18 protein-coding genes are annotated in these 21,293 nt (G+C 55.6%); 15 read left to right on the top strand and 3 right to left on the bottom strand.

Translation table 11 applies throughout. The features are described from left to right. The first annotated feature begins 8 nt into the window (after positions 1–8). From phnX to AC1RSM_RS16015, 9 genes are all read left to right on the top strand, one after another. Complete coding sequence (gene phnX, locus AC1RSM_RS16055; protein ID WP_492933558.1) at positions 9–836, top strand: phosphonoacetaldehyde hydrolase; 828 nt, start codon at positions 9–11, stop codon at positions 834–836. A gap of 114 nt (positions 837–950) precedes the next feature. Then, on the top strand, positions 951–2,876 hold the full coding sequence (locus AC1RSM_RS16050; protein WP_492933556.1) for a sigma-54-dependent Fis family transcriptional regulator: 1,926 nt from the start codon (positions 951–953) through the stop codon (positions 2,874–2,876). A gap of 192 nt (positions 2,877–3,068) precedes the next feature. Further along, positions 3,069–4,886, top strand: coding sequence for an NAD(P)-binding domain-containing protein (locus tag AC1RSM_RS16045; protein WP_492933555.1), 1,818 nt, complete (start codon positions 3,069–3,071; stop codon positions 4,884–4,886). Between the two features lie 213 nt (positions 4,887–5,099). Then, on the top strand, positions 5,100–5,843 hold the full coding sequence (locus AC1RSM_RS16040; RefSeq protein ID WP_492933553.1) for a response regulator: 744 nt from the start codon (positions 5,100–5,102) through the stop codon (positions 5,841–5,843). Between the two features lie 17 nt (positions 5,844–5,860). After that, positions 5,861–7,210 carry an ATP-binding protein gene (locus tag AC1RSM_RS16035; RefSeq protein ID WP_492933552.1) on the top strand — a complete coding sequence of 450 codons (1,350 nt, stop codon included), beginning with the start codon at positions 5,861–5,863 and terminating at the stop codon, positions 7,208–7,210. Between the two features lie 251 nt (positions 7,211–7,461). Further along, entirely contained in the window at positions 7,462–9,558 is a 2,097-nt protein-coding gene (locus tag AC1RSM_RS16030) for a TonB-dependent receptor domain-containing protein (protein ID WP_492933551.1), read from the top strand. A gap of 103 nt (positions 9,559–9,661) precedes the next feature. Further along, a complete protein-coding gene (locus tag AC1RSM_RS16025; protein WP_492933550.1) occupies positions 9,662–10,141 on the top strand; it encodes a Fur family transcriptional regulator in 480 nt (159 codons plus the stop codon). A gap of 449 nt (positions 10,142–10,590) precedes the next feature. After that, the gene (locus AC1RSM_RS16020) at positions 10,591–10,935 is read left to right on the top strand and encodes a BON domain-containing protein (protein WP_492933549.1); all 345 of its coding nucleotides are present in this window, start codon (positions 10,591–10,593) and stop codon (positions 10,933–10,935) included. A 51-nt stretch (positions 10,936–10,986) separates the two neighbouring features. Continuing rightward, complete coding sequence (locus tag AC1RSM_RS16015) at positions 10,987–11,184, top strand: CsbD family protein (protein WP_492933548.1); 198 nt, start codon at positions 10,987–10,989, stop codon at positions 11,182–11,184. A 95-nt stretch (positions 11,185–11,279) separates the two neighbouring features. Here the strand turns inward: AC1RSM_RS16015 and AC1RSM_RS16010 are convergent, their stop codons facing one another. After that, complete coding sequence (locus AC1RSM_RS16010; RefSeq protein ID WP_492933546.1) at positions 11,280–12,185, bottom strand: LysR family transcriptional regulator; 906 nt, start codon at positions 12,183–12,185, stop codon at positions 11,280–11,282. Between the two features lie 108 nt (positions 12,186–12,293). Between AC1RSM_RS16010 and AC1RSM_RS16005 the strand changes: the two genes are divergently transcribed. From AC1RSM_RS16005 to fabG, 5 genes are all read left to right on the top strand, one after another. After that, on the top strand, positions 12,294–13,172 hold the full coding sequence (locus AC1RSM_RS16005; protein WP_492933545.1) for a pirin family protein: 879 nt from the start codon (positions 12,294–12,296) through the stop codon (positions 13,170–13,172). A gap of 63 nt (positions 13,173–13,235) precedes the next feature. Beyond that, entirely contained in the window at positions 13,236–13,922 is a 687-nt protein-coding gene (locus AC1RSM_RS16000) for a hydrolase (protein ID WP_492933544.1), read from the top strand. A 76-nt stretch (positions 13,923–13,998) separates the two neighbouring features. Further along, positions 13,999–14,625 (top strand): isochorismate family cysteine hydrolase YcaC, encoded by a 627-nt coding sequence (gene ycaC, locus AC1RSM_RS15995; RefSeq protein WP_026483600.1) that lies wholly within the window; start codon positions 13,999–14,001, stop codon positions 14,623–14,625. Between the two features lie 94 nt (positions 14,626–14,719). Further along, positions 14,720–15,661 carry a pirin family protein gene (locus AC1RSM_RS15990; RefSeq protein ID WP_492933543.1) on the top strand — a complete coding sequence of 314 codons (942 nt, stop codon included), beginning with the start codon at positions 14,720–14,722 and terminating at the stop codon, positions 15,659–15,661. Positions 15,662–15,992: 331 nt separating this feature from the next. Continuing rightward, positions 15,993–16,733, top strand: a complete 741-nt coding sequence (gene fabG / locus AC1RSM_RS15985; RefSeq protein ID WP_492933541.1) for a 3-oxoacyl-ACP reductase FabG — start codon at positions 15,993–15,995, stop codon at positions 16,731–16,733. A gap of 199 nt (positions 16,734–16,932) precedes the next feature. Here fabG and proP read toward each other — a convergent pair whose 3' ends face one another. Both proP and AC1RSM_RS15975 read right to left on the bottom strand, forming a co-directional pair. After that, positions 16,933–18,465: a glycine betaine/L-proline transporter ProP gene (gene proP, locus AC1RSM_RS15980; protein ID WP_492933540.1), complete on the bottom strand. Its 1,533-nt coding sequence runs from the start codon at positions 18,463–18,465 to the stop codon at positions 16,933–16,935. A 254-nt stretch (positions 18,466–18,719) separates the two neighbouring features. After that, a complete protein-coding gene (locus tag AC1RSM_RS15975) occupies positions 18,720–19,664 on the bottom strand; it encodes a LysR family transcriptional regulator (RefSeq protein ID WP_492933539.1) in 945 nt (314 codons plus the stop codon). 106 nt (positions 19,665–19,770) lie between these two features. Here AC1RSM_RS15975 and AC1RSM_RS15970 point away from each other — a divergent pair, with 106 nt between their 5' ends. Then, positions 19,771–21,255 carry an N-acyl-D-amino-acid deacylase family protein gene (locus AC1RSM_RS15970; protein WP_492933538.1) on the top strand — a complete coding sequence of 495 codons (1,485 nt, stop codon included), beginning with the start codon at positions 19,771–19,773 and terminating at the stop codon, positions 21,253–21,255. Positions 21,256–21,293: the final 38 nt, after the last annotated feature.

Genomic DNA, 21,293 nt, shown 5'->3' with positions numbered 1-21,293 from the left:
GAACGAAGATGACGTATCAGCAACCCCAACAAGTACAGGCCGTTATTTTTGACTGGGCAGGCACTGTCGTTGATTTTGGCTCTTTTGCGCCTACTCAGATTTTTGTCGAGGCCTTTGCCGAGTTCGGTGTTCAGGTATCCCTGGAAGAAGCACGTGGCCCCATGGGCATGGGCAAGTGGGATCACATCCGCACTTTGTGCAATGTGCCCGAAATTGCCGAGCGCTACAAAGCCAAGTTTGGCCGTACACCCAGTGATGAGGACGTCACCGCAATTTACGAACGCTTCATGCCTTTGCAAATTGAAAAAATTGCCGAACACTCCGCCCTGATTCCCGGTGCACTGGAGGTTGTGTCCAACCTGAAGAGCACGGGCGTGAAAGTAGGCTCTTGTTCTGGTTATCCCAAGGTGGTGATGGATAAGGTTGTCGAACTGGCCGCTAAAAATGGCTATATGGCCGAATGCGTGATTGCCACGGACGAAGTGCCGAATGGCCGTCCTTATCCCGCTCAGTCGCTGGCCAATGTGATTGCACTGGGTGTGTCGGATGTGGCGGCCTGCGTCAAAGTGGACGACACCTGGCCGGGTATTGTGGAAGGGCGCAGCGCCGGTATGTGGACGGTCGCCTTGACGTGTTCGGGCAATGCCTTGGGGCTGACCTACGAAGAATTCAAGCAATTGCCTGCTGACAAGCTGCAAAGCGAACGTGAACGTATTGGAGCCATGTTCAGCGATTCGCGCCCGCATTATCTGATCGACACCATTGTGGATCTGCCGGAGGTGCTGGCTGACATCAATCGTCGTTTGGCAAATGGAGAGATGCCGCAAAGCAGTTGAGTTGTTGCACCGCATCTCAAGGAAAACCTCCATGTACGGCAACTAATCATGGCGGCACACTAAAAGATAGGCCGCGCCCGCCCGGGCTGTGGCCTGTTTTAGGGATGAGGTCGGATGCAGTCTTCACATGTGGCACATGTTCAAGAGATCACGGCTGTCTGGCAGGGCAACCAGTCCCGGCGCGATCAGGCCGTGATCCATAGCTGGCGGCGGTGCATCGAGCATCACCGGCTCGACCCCGCTCAGGCCTGCGAGGCCTATATCGTGCCTGACTCCCAGTTGCGCGAGCATCGTCAGCAGTCTGAAGCCCTGATCAATATTGCGCGCTCTGGGCTGGACCGTCTGTATCAACAGGTGGCCGGGCTGAACTACGTACTGCTGCTGTCCGACAGTAAGGGCGTGACCGTCGATTTCCTGGGTGCGGATGGCCAGCGCGATGCGTTGCGACAGGCAGGCCTATACATGGGCTCTGAGTGGTCTGAAGAACGGGCCGGCACTTGTGCTGTGGGTACTTGTTTGCAGACAGGTGAAGCCCTGACCATTCATCAAGGCGATCATTTCGATCACATGCATGCTCCCCTGTCGTGTACAGCGGCACCCATCTATCATTACGACGGCGAATTGGCGGCAGTGCTGGATTTGTCTTTGCTTCAGTCTCCTGAAGCCAAGGCCAGCCAAGGTCTGGCCTTGCATCTGGCCAATGCGGCGACTCGTCGTATCGAACTGGCCAACCTGATGGCCTGCCATCGTCAGGAATGGATTCTGTGCTTGTCTCAATCGCCTGAGTTTCTGGACATTGATCCGGAGGCGGCCATCGCCATTGATGGCTCGGGGCGAATCAAAGGAATGACACATACCGGCGCCCGAATCTTGGCGCGTGCAGCGGGGCTGGATTGGCGTCAGCCGGCGGGTTTGCTGGGGCAGGTCTTGATGCGCTTTCTGCATCTGGACGTAGATCAGCTACCCACGCTGATGCGCCACCGCCCGACACAAGAACGGGTGGTGATGGCGCGCGACGGCAGTGTGCTGTTTGCCCATGCTATCGAGCCTAGGCGTGTATTGAGCAGCCGGTCTGTGGGAATGGATGGGGCGGCGGTGGATGCCGCATTGCCTCCCGCCCTTCGCGGCTTGGCGGGTACGGATGCGGCCATGCAGTCGATGCTGCTCAAAGCGGCGCGTCTGGCCACACGTGAAATGCCGGTGCTGTTGCAAGGCGAGACCGGATCGGGCAAAGAATATTTGGCCCGTGCCATTCATGCTGCTAGTGGCCGCCGGGGGAATTTTGTGGCCGTCAATTGTGCCGCTTTGCCCGAGAGCCTGATTGAGAGTGAGCTGTTCGGCTATCTGGCGGGAACCTACACGGGTGGCGCGGCACGCGGCCGTACCGGTCTGATCGAAGAGGCCGACGGGGGCACGCTGTTCCTGGACGAGATCGGGGATATGCCGCTGGCTTTGCAAAGTCGTCTGCTGCGGGTCTTGGCGGAATCAGAAGTCATGCCCTTGGGGGCACGCGCCGGCAAACGTGTTGATATACGTGTGATTTCAGCCAGCCATCATGATGTGAGCGCCTTGGTAGAACAAGGCAGGTTTCGGGCGGATTTGCTATACCGCCTGAATGCGGCGGTTTTGCCTTTACCGGCTTTGCGCGAGCGTACCGATGTGGAGTGGCTGGTGCAGCAGATACTGCGTCGTCGCCGGTCCGAAGGTGATGTGCCGGGCTTGTCGCCGGAGGCGTGGCAGGCCCTGCAGGCTTACGACTGGCCGGGTAATCTGCGCGAATTGGACAACGCGCTGGTGCTGGCCCTTGCTCTGGCGGAAGGCTCCTGCATTGAAGTGCATGACTTGCCAGAGACCTTGCGTGTTCTGCGGCCAGCCAGCGCCTCCAGAGAGTCCTTGCAGGGCAGCGCCCATGCGCTGTCATGGCAGCAGGCCTTACAGACTTGTGGTGGCAACGTCAGTGCTGCGGCGCGCCAGCTTGGGATCAGCCGCTCTACCTTGCACCGCTATATCAAACGTGCTGGCCTGCTGCCGGATTCCTAGGCCTGCGACACATGACACAGTGTGCGACACCTGATGCACCACCTGTGCCACTCCTGGCACAGGTTTTCCCCCTGTCGTCAGGCGATACCCCGCCAGAAATAGCCAAGTACGTCTTGGCATGAAGTTTGCTTTGTACTCCACAGCTGGACAGTAAAAGTCTGGCGCAACATTAAAACGATATGGAGACAGATCATGCAAACACAGCAGGAGATGCAGCCGTCTGCACAACAGCTCGACACGGTTCTTGAACAGTTGACCCATGCCTTGGCCCGCAATGCACCAGACGATGTTGCTGCCTTGTTTGCCGATGAAAGCTATTGGCGCGACCTGGTCATGTTCACCTGGAATATCCGGACTATGGAAGGTCGCGATCAGATCCGCGACATGCTGACGCAGCAGCAAGCGGGCGTTGCCTCCGCCAAATTTGAGCGAGATAGCGCCGAACCCGTCAGTGACGATGGGCAAGGACTGCTTGAAGGCTGGTTCAAGGTAGAGACGGCGGTGGCACGGGGTTACGGGCACATCCGCTTGAAGCAAGGCAAGATCTGGACTTTGCTGACCACGATGTCAGAACTGAAAGGGCACGAGGAGCCTTTGGGCGTGCGCCGTCCCATGGGTGCCGAGCACGGAATCCAGCGTGGGCGACAAACCTGGCAGGAACGCCGGGAGCAGGAGCAGGCAGAGCTGGGCGTGTCCAGCCAGCCTTACGTTTTGATTATCGGTGGAGGGCAGGGCGGCATTGCATTGGGTGCACGTCTGCGCCAGTTGAATGTGCCTACCTTGATCATTGACCAGCATGCTCGCCCCGGTGACAGCTGGCGCAAGCGCTACAAGTCGCTGTGCCTGCACGACCCCGTCTGGTATGACCATCTGCCCTACATTCCATTTCCCGAGAACTGGCCCGTCTTTGCACCCAAGGATAAGGTGGGGGATTGGCTGGAAATGTACGTCAAGATTATGGAGCTGAATTACTGGAGCAGCACAGTCTGCAAGCGGGTTCACTATGACGAGTCCAGCCAGACTTGGGAAGTGGAGATTGAGCGCGATGGTCAGCCCATGACCTTGAGGCCACAACAACTGGTCTTTGCCACAGGCATGTCTGGCAAGGCGAACATCCCCACCATCACAGGCCAGTACAGCTTCAAGGGCGAACAGCAGCACTCGTCGCAACACCCAGGCCCCGAAGCCTATGCGGGCAAGAAAGTCGTGGTGATCGGCGCCAATAACTCGGCCCATGACATCTGCGCTGCTTTGTGGGAAGCGGGCGCGGACGTCACCATGGTGCAGCGATCTTCCACACATATTGTGCGATCCGACTCCTTGATGGAGATCGGCTTGGGGGATCTGTATTCCGAGCGAGCCTTGGCCTCTGGTGTCACTACGCGCAAGGCTGATTTGCTCTTTGCCTCCTTGCCGTACCGCATCATGGCTGACTTTCAGATTCCTGTTTACGACAAGATCCGCGAACGTGACGCTGATTTCTATAAGCAATTGGAAGATGCCGGTTTCATGCTGGACTGGGGCGATGATGGTTCTGGCCTGTTCATGAAATACCTGCGTCGGGCATCGGGCTACTACATTGATGTAGGCGCTTGTCAGCTGATTATTGATGGCAGCATCAAGCTTAAGTCTCGGACGGACATCAGCCATCTGACCGAGGATGCAGTGGTCCTGAGCGATGGTACGGAGCTACCCGCTGATTTGATTGTCTACGCCACGGGCTACGGCTCCATGAATGGCTGGGTGGCAGATCTGGCGGGTCAGGAAATGGCTGACCGGGTGGGCAAATGCTGGGGCCTGGGTTCAGAAACCACGAAAGACCCAGGTCCATGGGAAGGCGAGCAACGAAATATGTGGAAGCCGACCCAGCAAGCCGCGCTGTGGTTCCATGGCGGTAACTTGCACCAGTCACGCCATTATTCCCAGTATTTGGCCTTGCAGCTTAAGGCCAGGGAGGCGGGCTTGCCTGTACAGGTATACGGTACGCAGGATGTGCACCATTTGCGTTGATGCTGAGTAGATAAGCCAAGAGGGGGCAAGGTGCGATGGGACGCGCCTTGCTCCCCTTCTGTTTTGAAAGCGTGTTGCCAGCGTAGATGACAAGATCAGACGCGGATAAACGATGCTAAACTGCGGCCACGCTTTTATTTAGTAACGCTTCTCATTTAATAGTGGGGCCAAGCGTTCAGTTGACGCACATTTAGGGCCCTGTTCCCCCCGTTTATGAGTACACGCACCCGCATTCTTATCGTTGATGATCACGAGAGCATTCGTGATCCGCTTTCGACCTATTTGCGACGTTTTGATTTTGACGTAGAGGCGGTGGCCGACGGCGCTGCCATGCGTCAGGTGCTGGCTCAACGCTCCTTTGAACTGATCGTGCTGGATGTGATGCTGCCTGGCGAGGACGGTCTGTCTTTGTGCCGCTACGTGGCCGAGCATATGGACATTCCCGTCATTTTATTGACGGCGGTCAGCGATCAGGTGGACCGGGTAGCGGGTCTTGAAGTGGGGGCGGACGACTATGTCACCAAACCTTTTGATCCGCGTGAACTGGTGGCCCGCATACGCAGTGTCTTGCGCCGTGCGCGCCCCAAAACGGTGGCTCCAGCAGCAGAGTCGGTACAAGCCCCGGAGCAGGACAAGCGTTTCCTGTTTAACGGCTGGTGTCTGAATATCGGTTTGCGCGAGCTGCATAACCCGCAAAAGCAGTCGATCCCCATCAGCACGGCTGAATTTCATTTGTTGCACGCATTGCTGGAAAACGGCAATCGAGTCTTGAGCCGGACCCAGTTGCTGGACCTGACCCAGCGTTCTGAGAAGGTGACTTTTGATCGCAGCATTGATAGCCAGATCAGCCGCCTACGCAAAAAACTGGAAGAAGATCCGCGCCACCCCAGTTTGCTTAAAACAGTACGCGGTGATGGCTATTTGTTTACTGCGCGGATCGCGGTAATCGAGCCATGAGATTGCTGCCTAGAAGTATGGTTGGGCAGCTGTTTGCGCTGCTTCTGGTCGCGATGACCATCACCCATTTGTCAGCCATCCTGATGCCGTATCGCATGTACACGACTAACGAGGTTCATGCCTTGTCCATTCGTGAAATCCAGGCGCGGGTGGGGGCGGTGTATCGGGCCGTGGTGGAGTTTCCCCAAGACTCGAACAAGCTGATCGAGGCGATGAGCTTTCCTGACACCTTGTTCGAAATAAAGCCGCCGGGCAGTCCTGATAGTGACAGCATGGACGAGCAGGAAGCAGCACTGGCGCAGCGCTTGCGAGATCGTCTGGAGTTGGGGCCGAACACGCGGGTACAGGTGGATTTAAAGCAGCGCGATCTTCAGGACCCACAGGCGATGGTGATGAATCGCACGGCAGAGTTCATGAATCGAGCCGAAAACTGGGTCATGGATATAGAGCTGGGTTTGCCTGATGGCATGGTGCTGCATAGTCGCCATTTGCCCGCCATGATGAGTAATAAGCTGGCGGGAATCTGGCGCTTTTCCATTCCGCTCGGTCTGCTGCCTTTGTTGATTGTGGCGTTTTTCTTCGGCCGCCGTATGGTGCGCCAATTGCAGGTGCTGACCGCTGCAGCCCGGCGTATCCGTCGTGGTGAACGGGTGGGCAAGGTGCCTGCAGACGGACCGGACGATATTCGCGAGGTGATCGAAGCGTTCAACGATATGCAGGAACATGTGATGCGCTACGTTAGCGACAGAACACGCATGCTGGCTGCTATCGGGCATGATTTGCGCACCCCGCTGACCTCTTTGCGCATACGGGCCGAACTGATTGATGACGATGAGTTGCGCATGGCCATGATCCAGTCCATGGACGAGATGAGCGCCATGATCGATGCGACCTTGCGCTTTGCCCAAGACGAGGCGACCCAGGAACCCACGCAGGAAGTGGATTTGGGGGAGTTGCTCAAAGAAGCGGTAGAAGATCAAATCACTTTGGGACGACAAATCAGTTGTGATGTGCCCACCGGTATTCGCTATTGCTGCCGTCCTGTGCATTTGAAACGTGCTTTCAATAATCTGCTCGACAATGCCGTGCGTTATGGCAACGTGTCGGTGCGTTTGCTGGCTGGCCAGCAGGAGCAGGGGCCTCGCATCGAAGTGGATGACAGGGGGCCAGGGATAGACCCAGGCAAGTTGGAGCAGGTATTTGAGCCCTTTGTGCGCCTGGATACAGGGCGCAATCAAGCAATGGGTGGTACGGGACTGGGCCTGGCGAATGCACGCTCTTGTGTGCGTGCCCATGGTGGTGAAGTCAGCCTGTACAACCGTCCCGAAGGTGGCTTGCGAGCTGTTATTACCCTGCCTGTAGCCTAAGCATCACGCGACGCGGCAGGCGGCTTGCCAGTTGATCGGGGCTGCCGATTGTGGTCCAGTGTGGCCGATTGTGGCAAATTGTGGCCGCTTTCTCTTGTCCGTTTATTAAGTCTGGCGAATTCACACAACAATAAATAGTAATAATTCTCATTAGCTTGTTGCTTGAGGCGGCGTGCACACGCCCATCTCGCCCCGTCGTGGGTCAGCCAAGCCACGCTTCCTACATTCTGCTTGATGAGAATTTCTATCTAATGAACGTTCCGTTTTCGATTCATCGTCTGAACCAGACGACGGCGGCAATTGCCTTGGCCCTGCTGGGTTTTGGCGTGTCTGCACAAAGCTCTGAGCCTGGGGTTACTCAACTGGATACCGTGGTGGTGACGGCCACCGGGACGGCTCTGGATGTGAAAGATGCACCCGCCAGTATTTCCGTCATTACGGCTGAAGAAATCAAAAAAATCCCCGCAGCGGATTTGAACGAAGTTCTGCGCCGCGTGCCTGGTTTGTCCCAAGCCACCACGCCGGACGGCGGCACCAGCATCCAGATTCGCGGTTTGCCTCAAAGCTACACCTTGATTCTGGTAGATGGCCGTCGTGTGGGCAGCTCCAGCGATACCTTTGACCGCTATTCGCGCAACGAAGTGAACTGGATTCCGCCGGAGTCTATTGAGCGCATTGAAGTGATTCGCGGCCCCATGTCTTCCTTGTATGGCTCGGACGCCATGGGCGGGGTGATCAATATCATCACCAAGAAAACCGAAGACAAGTGGGGCGGTTCGTTCCGTGTGGGTGGAGAGGTCAACGAAGACTCCATCCGTGGCAATGATTACTTTGGTGGCTTTACCATTGGCGGTGGCCTGGGCAAAGGCTTTCGGCTGCGTTTGAATGGTGAGCAAACCTACCAGCAGTCCGACAGTGAATTGCCATCGGGCACCACGGCTTTCCGCTTTGGCGGTGGCCGTGAAGGCAGCAAGCTCAAGTCCTTTGGCGCACGTCTGGATTGGGAGCTCAACGAGGATCATGACCTCTCTTTGAACTACCTGAATTCGCGTCGCAACACAGTATTGGGACCCAATCCCGCAGGCAGCAACCCGTTGGCCAGCACCGCGACCCGTGGCCCGCGACAAATGGATCGTGAAGAGCTCAGCCTGAGCCATACCGGTTACTACAGCTTTGGTACCTCCAAGCTGTCTGTGACACGCACCAAGTATGAAAATGCCACAACGGCGCCGGTCATTGCGGATAACCAGTTGACCGGTGCAACTTACCCGACCGAAGCTATTGCCAAGGATCTGGTCATTGATGGCAGCCTGTCCATGCCCTTTACTCTGGGTCTGGAGCAGACACTGACGGTGGGCGCACAGTGGCAGCGTAATGAACTGGATAACGCCAACAGCGTGGGCTCCGTCGCCAATGCAGAGGGTGTTTTGGGCCTGAGCTACAACAAGGTCTATAACCGTGCCTTGTTCATGGAAGACCAACTGTACTTGCTGGATAACCTGACACTGACCTTGGGTGCTCGTTGGGATGACAACAGCAACTTCGGTGGACAGGTCAGCCCCCGTGCTTACTTGGTCTGGCACCCGAGCAGTGAATGGACACTGCGTGGTGGTTATTCGGAAGGCTTTAAAGCTCCATCGCTGCGCCAAGGCAATCCCAACTTTGTGGGCCAATCGCAAGGTGCGGGTTGTACGGGCGGTTTCTCTCCCTGCAGCACTCGAGGCAATGCGGACTTGAAGCCTGAAACCACTAAGAGCATTGAAATTGGTGCAGGTTGGGAGCGTGATGGCTGGGAATTTGGCGTGACCGCTTTTAATACCGACTTCAAGAACAAACTGCAAACCGGTTATCTGGGTCAAATCAACGGCCAACACTTTTACCAGTACTACAACGCGCAAGAGGCGGTTAGCCGCGGGATTGAAGCCAACTTCACTATTCCCTTGTCGGACCGCCTGACGTGGCGCACCAGCGCTACTCATATGTTCAAAGCGGAAGAAAAGGACACCGGTGCGCCGCTGAGCGTAGTGCCGGAATGGGCCTTCAGCTCCACGCTGGATATTGAAATCAATAGCGTTTTGAATGCGTCTGTGCAGGCTCAGTACATTGGCAAACAGGTCAATCTGGACTGGCGCATGGCCAACCAAAGCGGCTCTTCGGGTTCGCAACGCATTCAAAATGCGTACACGATCTTTGATCTCGGCTTTAACTACCAGCCCTCCAAAAACCTGAAGTTCGATCTGGGCGTCAAGAACCTGTTTGATAAAGACCCCAACGGCACCAGCCCTGAAGGCAATAACTTCTACACACCCGGCCGTCGCTACTTTGCGACCATGACGGCCAGCTTCTAGGCACCCCGTCTGCCGCTACCCGGAGACGGTGTAGCGGCCGCGATTCATTCAAGACTGGTCTTGCCTGGGGCAAGGCCAGTCTTGTTGCTGCAAGGAGAACAAGATGAATGATCAGCAAGCCATGTTAGATCAGGGCGTCATGGATGAAGATTCCCTGTATTCCGGTGTTCAGGCTTTGCGGGCGGTCGGTTTGGATGCAACTGTGCCGCGTCTGGCGATCTGGTCTGTGATCGCCCAGTCAGAACGGCCCTTGGGAGCGGTAGAGATCAAGCGACGGCTGATTCGCCGCAGTTTTCATATTGCCATCTCCACGATCTACACCGTGCTGCGGCGTATGCAGGATGTGAGCTTGATTTCTACCTGCACCATTGCTGGCAAAGCTCATTACTACCTGGCCTCAAGGCACTTCCATCACCGCTTTGTGTGTTCGGAGTCGGGCAGCGAGTATTGGCTGGATGACGATGAGATTGGCGAGGCAGTGCAAGCCCTATGCCGTAAACATGGTTTTGAGCTGCAGGATTACACGCTGTCCGTGAAAGGCCGGATCGTCCAGCAAAGCGCTCTAAGCCTGGAGCAGGAATAAGGTTTCCTGATGAAGTTTGCTTAGTTCCTTACTTAATGTATCTGAAGCGTCGTCCTGGTCCCTAGGAGGACAGGCGTAGCTGAACGCTGTGCCAGCCTGCTTAAAAAGTGGTGTTAACAGGGGGCGTCTTGCTGTTCGATGAACCCCCTGAAACCACCTACTGGCATAGGCTGCCACGTATCGGGTGGGGGTGAGATTGGCCGCTCTGAGCAGTGCGAAAAAGCGGGGGGTGCGCGCAGTAGAAGCCAGAGCCGGAGAAAATTGAGAAATAATTCTCATCAAGAAATTGATCGTAGCATTTTGTAGTTTGTGGGCCTGAAGCGAATGTTACGGTGGACTCATCCATTGAAAACAACAATTTCCTTGTTGATTAATTTGGACTCCTTTTAATAGCAGGTGCGAAGCAGTTTTTTTAATAAAAACTCTTTTACTGATATTGGAGATAACGTATGAAAAAGTCCGCCATCCTATCCAGTGTATTAATGGCAAGCGCATTAAGCTTGGGTATTCAAGGTAGCGCCCTTGCAAATGATAAAGGTGTGAATGCAGACCATTCAGCCACCACCGGCGAAGCTGTTAGCGATACCTGGATCACTACCAAGATCAAAGCTGATCTGGCTAGCACCAAGGATTTGAAGAGCACGGATATCTCTGTTGAGACCAACAATGGTGTTGCAACATTGACTGGTACTGTGCCAAGTGACATTGAACAGAAAAAGGCCGTTGCCGCTGCTGAAAGCGTCAAGGGCGTCAAGAAAGTCGACTCGTCTGGTTTGAAAGTTAAAGCAGAGTAATGCTTTTACAGATAATCAATCGTTGATTTTCTTTAATACAGGAGAGCAAATATGAATGAAGATACGATCAAAGGTAAATGGAAACAGCTGTCTGGCAAAATCCAGGCTAAATGGGGCAAATTGACCAATGATGATGTCGATGTTGCAGAAGGCAATACCGAATATCTGGTCGGCAAGATTCAGGAGCGTTACGGCATTGCGCGTGAAGAAGCTGAAAAGCAAGTGCGCGATTTCAACGGCGGCGCTTGATTGCCCTGGCTGATTACTGATTCAGCATAAAAAAACGCCCTGCAAAAGCAGGGCGTTTTTGTTTGGGGGGCCGGGATGGGCTGCGGTTAGGGATATCAGTCCTCGTCCATCGCTTGATATTGCTCGGCCAGATAATCCAGCAATGCGCGCACAGCCGGCATCTGGCCACGACGGGAGGAAAACACCGCATGGATGATTTCGCGGCGCGGTGCCCAGTCGGGAATCAGTTTGACCAATGAACCGTCAGCCAGTTGATCGCACACCACCAAGGTAGGCAATTGCACGATGCCCACGCCAGCCAGGGCAGCACAGCGTAGGGCTGTCATGTCGGTCGTAATCAGGCGTGGGTTGTGATGCAGCACGGCTTGCGCGCCATCGGGACCAAACAAGGTCCAGGTATGGCTTTGCTGAGGTTGGCCCAGGCCCAGGCTGGGGTAGTCGGCCAAGTCTGCGGGCGAACTGGGCAGGCCCACGCGTTCGATCAGGTCTGGGCTAGCCAGCAGGCACTGGCTACGGTCGGACAGCACACGCATGATCAGATCACTGTCTTGCAGCGGTGGCGGGCGTACCCGGATAGCAAGATCCAGCGCCTCGCCAATCAGGTCCACACGTCGGTTGGTGGCATCCAACTGCACCGTCACGTGTGGATAGCGCAGCATGAAACCGGCCAACATATTACTGACATGAGCGTTCAGTAAGGTGATTGGGCAGCTCAATCGCACCACGCCACGCGGTTCGACGCGGGTCATCTCAATGGCTGCCTGGGCCGCTTCCGCTTCTACCAACATGGCCTTGCAGTGCTCGTAGTAAGTCTGACCAATTTCGGTAACCGTAAAGCGGCGGGTGGATCGTTGGATCAGCCTGACACCCAGGCGTTCTTCCAACGCTGCCAGTCGGCGGCTCAAGGTGGATTTGGGCAGGCCAAGGGCCCGTCCGGCAGGGGCAAAGCCCCCGTGATCCACAATCTGAACATAGAAGTACAAGTCGTTTAAATCTTGCATGGTGGTTTTATCGTTCCATAAATGGAACGTAGATGGCAGATTTAGGGGGCTACTGGTGTTGTCGTCCCGAGTTTAAGCTGTCTCTTATGTTGAAACAAGGAGATGGACATGAAGAACATTCTTGGTATCTATAGCGCTCCCCGTCCTCATTGGGTGGGCGACGGCTTCCCCGTTCGCTCCCTGTTTTCGTACCACACGCACGCAAAACAGTTGAGCCCTTTCCTGCTGATGGACTACGCCGGTCCTGCCGAGTTTGCACCCAGCAATCACAAGCGTGGCGTTGGCCAGCACCCACACCGTGGGTTTGAAACCGTCACCATCGTCTACAAGGGCGAGGTCTCGCACCACGACTCCACTGGCCAGGGCGGCACCATTGGCCCTGGCGATGTGCAGTGGATGACGGCGGGTGCCGGCATTGTGCACGAGGAGTACCACTCTGACGCGTTTGCCCGCTCGGGCGGCACGCTGGAGATGGTGCAGCTGTGGGTCAACCTGCCTGCCAAGGACAAAGGCACACCTGCTGGCTATCAAGCCATTACGGATCAGCAGATTCCTGTGGTGGCGTTGCCCGATGCTGCTGGCATGGTGCGGGTGATTGCCGGTGAACTGGATGGTTCTGCTGGCCCTGCCAAGACGTTTACTCCCATGAATGTATGGGATATGCGTCTGAATCAGGGTGGCATTGCCGAGCTGAGCAGCCCTGAAGGCTGGACAGCTGCTTTGGTGGTGTTGCAAGGCACGGTGCTGGTCAATGGTCAAAGCGTGGCGCGGGAAGGACAGCTGGTGGTGCTGGATCGTAGTGGCAGTCAATTCAGTGTTGAGGCCAATAACGACGCCATTGTCCTGCTGATCAGTGGTGAACCCATTGATGAGCCCATTGTGGGACACGGTCCCTTTGTCATGAATAGCAAGCAAGAGATTTTGCAGGCTATGGATGACTTCAGCAGTGGCCGCTTTGGCGCAACGGCGCCAGGGTCGGCATCGTAGAGCAAGGTTGCGGGGGCTGCACGAAGCGGCAGCCCCCGCCTTTCATCCCTCAGGAGAACCAAGATGACTTTTCCCAATAACGTGGCCAACTTTAACGGTGCCGCCCCAGTAATTGACCCTGATGATGCAGTGATGTTGCTGATCGATCACCAAAGCGGCCTGTTCCAGACGGTGAAAGACATGCCCATGACTACTTTGCGTGATCATGCGGCGGCGCTGGCAAAAATTGCCACGCTGAGCAAACTGCCTGTAATTACCACTGCGTCGGTACCGCAAGGCCCCAACGGTCCTTTGATTCCTGAAATCCATCAGAACGCACCCCACGCTCAGTACGTGGCCCGCAAAGGCGAGATCAACGCCTGGCATAACGAGGATTTCGTGGCTGCGGTCAAAGCAACCGGCCGCAAGACCTTGATCATTGCCGGCACCATCACCAGCGTCTGCATGGCGTTCCCGGCCATCAGTGCCGTGGCCGAGGGCTACAAGGTTTTTGTGGTGATTGATGCGTCGGGCACCTACTCCAAGATGGCGCAGGAAATCACCTTGGCCCGTATGGTTCAGGCCGGTGTCGTGCCTATTGATATGGGTGCGGTGGCCTCCGAACTGCAACGCACTTGGAACCGTCCTGATGCTCAGGAATGGGCCCAGATTTACACCAAGATTTTCCCCACTTATCAATTGCTGATCGAGAGCTACGCCAAAGCCCAAGACGTATTCAAGAATCAGGAACAGCTGGATTCGCAGCGCTGATAGCCCAAGCATGTTGGAGCAGTACCGGGTGCTGACCGGCACCCAATCTTTTCAATCCTTTTTGAGGAAACCTGAGATGACTACCCCTTATAAACGCCTTGATAAAGACCAAGCTGCGGTACTGCTGGTCGACCACCAAACTGGCCTGCTGTCTTTGGTGCGTGATATTGATCCGGACAAGTTCAAGAACAATGTGCTGGCACTGGCCGATCTGGCCAAGTACTTCAACTTGCCCACGATTTTGACGACCAGCTTTGAAGAAGGCCCGAATGGTCCTCTGGTCCCAGAGCTGAAAGAAACCTTTCCCGATGCCCCTTACATCGCACGCCCTGGCCAGATCAATGCCTGGGATAACGAAGACTTCGTTAAAGCCATCAAAGCGACCGGCAAGAAGCAGTTGATTATCGCCGGCGTAGTCACCGAAGTGTGCGTGGCCTTTCCTGCCTTGTCAGCTCTGGAAGAAGGCTTTGATGTGTTTGTGGTGACGGATGCTTCCGGCACGTTCAACGAACTGACGCGCCATTCGGCATGGGACCGTATGTCCTCGGCGGGCGCTCAGTTGATGACCTGGTTTGGCGTTGCATGCGAACTGCATCGTGATTGGCGTAATGACGTGGAAGGTTTGGGTGCTTTGTTCTCCAATCACATTCCCGACTACCGCAACCTGATCAATAGCCACACCAAATTTACCTCCGGTAAGTAAGCGCTTTGGCACAGTGCTGGCCATTTAGTTGGTCAGCACTTTTTTGCTGGTGGTGATCCAGTTCCCTGTACCTGCAATTTTTGGAGTTTTCCCCATGAGTACGCATAGTTCCGACGTCTCCTTATCCTTTGACTGCCCTGAAGATCTGAACGGGGACAAGCGTGTTCAACGCGTTGCTGGTCGTAGTGCACAAGTGGGCGGGGGGATTACCGTCAGCCGTATATTGCCGTCCTCGCAACGACGCATGATCGGGGCCTGGTGCTTTCTGGATCATGCCGGGCCAGCTGTGTTTAGCTCTGGTACGGGCTTGCGCGTGGGGCCGCATCCGCATATCGGCTTGCAGACCTTCACCTGGATGCTTCAGGGCGAGGTTTTGCATCGTGACAGCCTGGGCCATGTGCAGGTGGTCAAGCCCGGTCAGGTGAATTTGATGACAGCGGGGCGGGGCATCAGCCATACCGAAGAGTCTTTGCCTGGCGAAGACAAATTGCATGCCGTCCAATTGTGGATTGCCTTGCCCGCCAAAGAGGCAGCCTGTGAACCGGCTTTTGACCATCATCCAGATTTGCCGCGTTGGCGTGAAGGCGAGTGCGACTTCACCTTGTTGGCAGGCAGCTACGCCGGGCAGCAGGCTCCTAGCAAACTGTATTCGCCCATGATGGGCATGGATTTGAACAGTCCTAAAGCGGGGGATATCACGCTGAACTTGAATCCTGATTTCGAGTACGGCTTTTTAGTGGTTCAAGGGCAAGTGGGCATTCAGACGGAGCAGTTTCAAGCCAATGAATTAGCGTACATAGGCCGAGGTGCAGAACAGATCCAGCTGAGTTTAAGCGCAGGCTGCCGAGTGATTGTGTTGGGTGGTGAACCCTTTACCGAGGAACTGGTGCTGTGGTGGAACTTTGTTGGACAAAGCAAAGAAGTCATCACCCAAGCGCAACGTGACTGGCGGGCAGCAGACGCCCGTTTCGGTGTGGTGAAAGGCTATGACGGTGATCCTTTGATTGCTCCGGATTTGCCTTGGGAAAGTGCCTGATTGTTATCGAATACTTAGCTGTGGTGCGCGTCTGGTTTTAGGAGCTTCTGCCCGGACTAGGCCCATGAAGCTGGCCTGCCATGATGTCTTGGCAGACTGTTAACGAGGCGGGTGTTCGCCCGGTTTTGGCTTTTCTTGTCCCGCTTAATGGCCCCTTTTGGGGCCATTGTGCCTGCCGGACATTTATTTGCTGTTACTAGCGGTCCGCTTGTGATCGGAGTAAAAAACAGTGTGCTGGTGTGAATGAGTCTGCAGGCAACAGTCAGGGTGACGGCTTTCAAACTTGTTTTTATACATGACAGCGTTGAGTGATTTTTAAAAGGTAGCTGGAATGCGATTGAAAGATAAAGTGGCGGTTGTCACCGGTTCGGCGGCTGGAATTGGTTTGGCAACAGCCAGGAAGTTTGCCCAGGAAGGAGCGATTGTGGTGTTGTGCGATCGTGATGCAGACGCAGTCAATAAGGCGGCGCAATCGTTGAACGGCAATGGCGTGACGGCAGTGGCCTACACCGTTGATGTCACTGACCGTGCGCAGATTGATGCTTTGGTAGAAGATGTGAAGCAAAAGTTTGGGCGCATTGATGTGCTGGTCAACAATGCAGGCATCACTAAGGATGCCAAGCTGGTGCGCATGACCGAGCAGCAATTTGATGACGTGATTGATGTGAACTTGAAAGCGGTGTTCAACTTCACGCAGGCCGTTGCTGCGGTGATGCTGGAGCAAGAAAGCGGCGCTATTTTGAACGCATCCAGCGTGGTTGGGCTTTACGGCAATTTTGGTCAAACCAACTATGCAGCCAGCAAATTTGGCGTGATTGGATTTACCAAGACATGGGCACGCGAATTGGGGCCTAAAGGCATTCGCGTCAATGCGGTCTGTCCTGGCTTTATCGAGACCGACATCCTCAAGACCATCCCCGAAAAAGTCCTGCAAGGCTTCCGCGATCACTGCTGGCTACGCCGTATGGGCAAGCCCGAGGAAATTGCGAATGTGTACGCGTTTCTGGCCTCGGATGAAGCCAGTTTTATCAACGGTACGACCCTGGAAGTGTCTGGTGGCTTAACGGTTTAATGCTGCCCTCCAAAGGCGGAAGCTTAGACTGATAGCTGAGCCAATCAGCACTGTAAAAAAGCCTGATCCGATGCAAACCGGATTCAGGCTTTTTCTGTTTTGGAGGGGGCTAAAGCGTGTCAGGAATCCGGTACGTGTGGCTCTGTGCCGGTCCCGAAATTCCTGTTTCGCTGGCTGATTCTATATAGAGGACTGAGGGTTAATCCAGCTCGGGGTGGCGGTCCACCAAGCGCTGGCGTTTTTGCTTCAATTCTTCCAGCTCTTCCTCGGCCTTGGCGATGGCTTCTTCCACATCTTGCACGCTCTGCTCAATATGGTCGTAGGCTTGCTGAAGCAGCTCTTTTGCCTCTTTGCGGTTGGAGGCGGTAGGGGTGTCACCACGCAAGGGGCGGTTGGCCGTTTCGGGTAGGAACAAGGCCGTGATCAGACCGATGACGCTGGCAAACATCAGGTAGTAGGCGGGCACCATCAAATCGTTGGTGCGCTCTACCAGCCAGGCAGCTACGGTCGGGGTCAGACCCGCCACAATAATGGCGATATTGAAGGAGGCGGCCAGGGCGCTATAGCGCAGTCGTGTGGGGAATAAAGCGGGCAGGGTAGAGGCCATCACCCCAGTCAGGCAGTTGAGCAAAACGGCCAGTATCAGCAATCCCAGGAAGATCTGCACATTGCTGTCGCTGCCAATAAAGTGAAAGGCGGGGATTGCAAAGATCAACAGTCCCAAACTACCTGCCAGCAAGAAGGGCTTGCGGCCTATTTTGTCACTGACAAACCCCACCACAGGTTGCACAAACAGCATGCCTATCATCACCACCACAATAATGAAGACGCCATGCTCTTCGGCGTACCCCAGGCTGGAAGATAGATAGGTAGGCATATAGGTCAGCAACATGTAGTACGTAATGTTGGTGACCAGGACCATGCCGATGCAGATCAGCAGGGCTTTGCGGTACTTGGAGAAGATCTCGCGAAAAGACACGGTGGGGCGCTCTTGCAGGGCGGCACGGTCTTCTTGTTCCATCTTTTCCAGTTGCTCGGTAAAGGCAGGCGTTTCTTCAGCCGCATGGCGCAGATAAAGGCCCAAAATACCCAGCGGTCCGGCGATCAGAAAGGGAATGCGCCAGCCCCAATCTTGAAAGGTTTCTTCGGTCAGGGACGTTTGCAGCAAGACCACTAAACCTGCGCCTAAAACAAAGCCGGCAATCGAGCCAAAATCCAGCCAGCTTCCCAGGAAACCGCGTTGCCGGTCCGGCGCATATTCGGCTACGAAAACAGCGGCACCGGTGTACTCCCCCCCCACGGAAAACCCTTGGGCCAGTTTGCACAGCAGCAGCAAGATGGGAGCCCACAGGCCGATGCTGAGATAAGAAGGAATCAGGCCAATCAAAAAGGTGCTGATGGCCATGATGATAATGGTTAGGGACAACACCTTCTGGCGTCCGAAACGGTCCCCCATCAGGCCAAAAAACACACCGCCTAAAGGCCGTACTAAAAAGGGCACCGAGAAGGTACCCAAAGCAGCAATGGTTTGTACGGCCGGTGAGGCATCCGGGAAAAACACCTTACCCAAGGTGGCGGCCACAAAGCCGTAGACACCAAAGTCAAACCATTCCATGGCGTTGCCCAGGGCAGCGGCGGTAACGGCTTTTTTGAGTTTGCTGTTGTCTACAACGGTGATGTCGCCAATCTCTAGCGGTTTGGCGTTGCTGGATGCCGAAGAGGACTGCGTCATATGGCTTCTCCTGATGAGCAGGACGATGAGCTACAGGTTCGCCCTGTGTGAGCCATTCAGACCAGGAAAGAGCACTGGCATGATGGCTTTCTAATCAGGCGAGGCTTGGAGGCGATTCTACGTCTTGCTTTACTGTTCGTCTATCGGATGGAAAGGGTCGAGCAGGCAGGGCCAAGTCGTGGCAAAAAAGGCGACGGCTTGCAGTGCTTATTGTTACTTAGCCGGGGGCGCTCTCCCACGACATTTGCACATACTTACAGAGCACGGCAGCCCGGTGGCAAAGGGGCCTTCTTGACGTAAGCGCGTACTTCTTCGGCCAGAGCTGCGGCGGCAGGCGTCAAATCATGTTCCTGATGAAACATCAGGCATAAGGTTCGCACCAGTGTGGGGGTCTGCAACAAGGAGAAGGTCAGGCCAGGCATCAGAACCCGTTGCGCCGCCAGGGCCGGAAGCAGGGCGATGGCAAGGCCGCTTTGCACCAGTGCTGCTTGCGACGTCGTGCTGGAAGCTTCGTAAAAGGGGGCGGAGGCCTCGATAGGTAAGTCTGGCCGTGATTGCAGCACGGCCATGATGCCGGTTTCATCCACCACACCGACCAATTTGCGTTCGTTTAAGGCGGACCAACTGATGGTGCCATTGGCATCGGGTTTGATCAGCTTGTCATCACTGCGATAGAGCACGCCAAACTGGTCTTCCAACAGGGGCTCAGTGTCCAGTCCTTGGACATCTGCCCAGGGGCTGGTCAAACCAAAGTCGATTTCCCCCGCCACGATCTGACGCTGGATGCGGCCGGAGTTGTCATCACGCAGGTACAGACGCACCGCAGGATGACGCTGCGAGAAGTTGGCGGCTGCCGGCGCAATCAAATCCGTGATGGCAGAAGGGGCCGCCGCCACACTGACCCGGCCACTTTTCAATTCCCCATAACGCATGACATCGCTGATGGCACCGTCAAAGTCTGCCAGCAGGCGGGTGATGCGTGGCAGGAACTCCAGCCCAATCGGCGTCAGGGATACGCGCCGGCTGGTGCGATTGAACAAAGTGGTATTTAGGGCAACTTCCAACTGCTGAATCAGGCCCGTAACCGAGGATTGTGTTTGAAAAAGGCGACGCGCGGCATGGGTGAAGCTGGCCTCTTGGGCCACGGCGACAAACGCGTTCAAGTGCTTGAGCGTGATGTGCTTAGGAAGTCTGTCCATATCAATTTCTGATTAATCAATTAACTTAAACAATTTTTCATATTAATAATACCTTTGGATAATGCGGTCAACTCCCCTTTTTGTGGGAGGGTTAGTGGAGACGTATATGCAGACAGACGACCGCAGGCTGGACGTCAAGATCAGCAATGGCTGGATTATTGATGGTTTGGCCACCCCGCGCTGGCGTGGTGATGTGGGTATCCGTAACGGAAAAATTGTTGCCGTGGGCGATTTGAGCGCCTGGCATGCCGATCAATCTCTGGATGCCAGCGGCCATGTAGTCGCGCCCGGATTTATTGATACCCATGGTCATGATGATCTGATGTTCATCGAGCGGCCGGTGCTGGACTGGAAAACCAGTCAGGGCATTACGACCGTTGTCGTGGGCAATTGCGGCGTCAGTGCTTTTCCGGCTCCCCTGCCGGGTAATTCAGCAGCGGCCCTGGCCTTGCTGGGCGACTCGCCCTTGTTTGAAGACATGGCGCAGTACGTGCAGGCCGTGCGCAACTTAAAGCCCATGATCAATGTGGCTGCTTTGGTTGGTCACGCTAATTTGCGTATGGCCGTCATGCAAGACCCCTTGTCTCAGCCCGATGCCGATGAGCAAAAGGCGATGGAAACGTTATTGGCTCAAGCGCTGGAACATGGTGCTGTGGGCTTTAGTACTGGTCTGGCGTACGAGCCTGGCTGCATGGCGGAACCGGCCGAACTGGAAGGGCTGGCGCGCGTTGCGGCTACCAAAGGATCTTTGCATACCAGCCATATTCGCAATGAAGGCGATACGGTTGAGGAGTCGGTGGAAGAAGTGCTGGCCGTGGGTCGTCAGACTCAGTGCGCCACCTTGGTGTCTCACCACAAGTGCATGATGCCGGCCAACTGGGGCCGCAGCGGCCATACCTTGGCCAATATCGACCGGGCCCGCGCCGATGGCGTGCAGGCCACCCTGGATATTTATCCCTATTCGGGCAGCTCGACGATTCTGATCCCCGAACGCGCTCACACCATTGACCAGATTCGTATCACCTGGTCCGAGCCACACCCTGAGTGCAACGGCCAGTATCTGGCTGATATTGCCCAGCAGTGGGGCTGCGACCGGGAGACCGCCGCTCGGCGTTTGCTGCCTGCCGGTGCGATTTACTTTGCGATGGACGAAAAAGAAGTCCAGCGCATTTTCAGCCACCCATGTTGCATGGTGGGCTCGGACGGATTGCCTGCGGATGCGCATCCCCACCCTCGTTTGTGGGGCAGTTTCACGCGCATCTTAGGGCGTTACGTACGCGACGATGGCCTGATGTCGCTGGAGCAGGCGGTGGCCAAAATGACGGCCTTGCCTGCCTCGGTTTTCGGGCTGGAAAATCGCGGCGTGTTGAAAGTCGGTGCCTGGGCGGATCTGGTGGTATTTAATCCCGATACGGTGCAAGATTGCGCCACCTGGGAAGAGCCCACCTTACCGTCTCAAGGTGTGCAGACTGTGTTTGTCAACGGCGTTCAGGTTCATCCTGTCGCCCCGGAAAAGCGGCCCGGCCAAGTGCTCAGCCGTGCATTTGCCGCTCAGGCGCAAAGCCTGGATGCGCCGATTACCCCGCTGTAAAGCGGCGCGTCGGACAAAAAAACAGTTGCCCGGGTCTG

The sequence above is a fragment of the Alcaligenes sp. GW821-FHT11D07 genome (assembly GCF_058808495.1).
Note: the sequence above shows the minus strand (reverse complement) of the source record. Positions and strands in the feature narration are given on the sequence as shown.

Coding starts and splice junctions, on each gene's coding strand:
- phnX (WP_492933558.1), top strand. CDS start 9: ATGACGTATCAGCAACCCCAACAAGTACAGGCCGTTATTTTTGACTGG.
- AC1RSM_RS16050 (WP_492933556.1), top strand. CDS start 951: ATGCAGTCTTCACATGTGGCACATGTTCAAGAGATCACGGCTGTCTGG.
- AC1RSM_RS16045 (WP_492933555.1), top strand. CDS start 3,069: ATGCAAACACAGCAGGAGATGCAGCCGTCTGCACAACAGCTCGACACG.
- AC1RSM_RS16040 (WP_492933553.1), top strand. CDS start 5,100: ATGAGTACACGCACCCGCATTCTTATCGTTGATGATCACGAGAGCATT.
- AC1RSM_RS16035 (WP_492933552.1), top strand. CDS start 5,861: ATGGTTGGGCAGCTGTTTGCGCTGCTTCTGGTCGCGATGACCATCACC.
- AC1RSM_RS16030 (WP_492933551.1), top strand. CDS start 7,462: ATGAACGTTCCGTTTTCGATTCATCGTCTGAACCAGACGACGGCGGCA.
- AC1RSM_RS16025 (WP_492933550.1), top strand. CDS start 9,662: ATGAATGATCAGCAAGCCATGTTAGATCAGGGCGTCATGGATGAAGAT.
- AC1RSM_RS16020 (WP_492933549.1), top strand. CDS start 10,591: ATGAAAAAGTCCGCCATCCTATCCAGTGTATTAATGGCAAGCGCATTA.
- AC1RSM_RS16015 (WP_492933548.1), top strand. CDS start 10,987: ATGAATGAAGATACGATCAAAGGTAAATGGAAACAGCTGTCTGGCAAA.
- AC1RSM_RS16010 (WP_492933546.1), bottom strand. CDS start 12,185: ATGCAAGATTTAAACGACTTGTACTTCTATGTTCAGATTGTGGATCAC.
- AC1RSM_RS16005 (WP_492933545.1), top strand. CDS start 12,294: ATGAAGAACATTCTTGGTATCTATAGCGCTCCCCGTCCTCATTGGGTG.
- AC1RSM_RS16000 (WP_492933544.1), top strand. CDS start 13,236: ATGACTTTTCCCAATAACGTGGCCAACTTTAACGGTGCCGCCCCAGTA.
- ycaC (WP_026483600.1), top strand. CDS start 13,999: ATGACTACCCCTTATAAACGCCTTGATAAAGACCAAGCTGCGGTACTG.
- AC1RSM_RS15990 (WP_492933543.1), top strand. CDS start 14,720: ATGAGTACGCATAGTTCCGACGTCTCCTTATCCTTTGACTGCCCTGAA.
- fabG (WP_492933541.1), top strand. CDS start 15,993: ATGCGATTGAAAGATAAAGTGGCGGTTGTCACCGGTTCGGCGGCTGGA.
- proP (WP_492933540.1), bottom strand. CDS start 18,465: ATGACGCAGTCCTCTTCGGCATCCAGCAACGCCAAACCGCTAGAGATT.
- AC1RSM_RS15975 (WP_492933539.1), bottom strand. CDS start 19,664: ATGGACAGACTTCCTAAGCACATCACGCTCAAGCACTTGAACGCGTTT.
- AC1RSM_RS15970 (WP_492933538.1), top strand. CDS start 19,771: ATGCAGACAGACGACCGCAGGCTGGACGTCAAGATCAGCAATGGCTGG.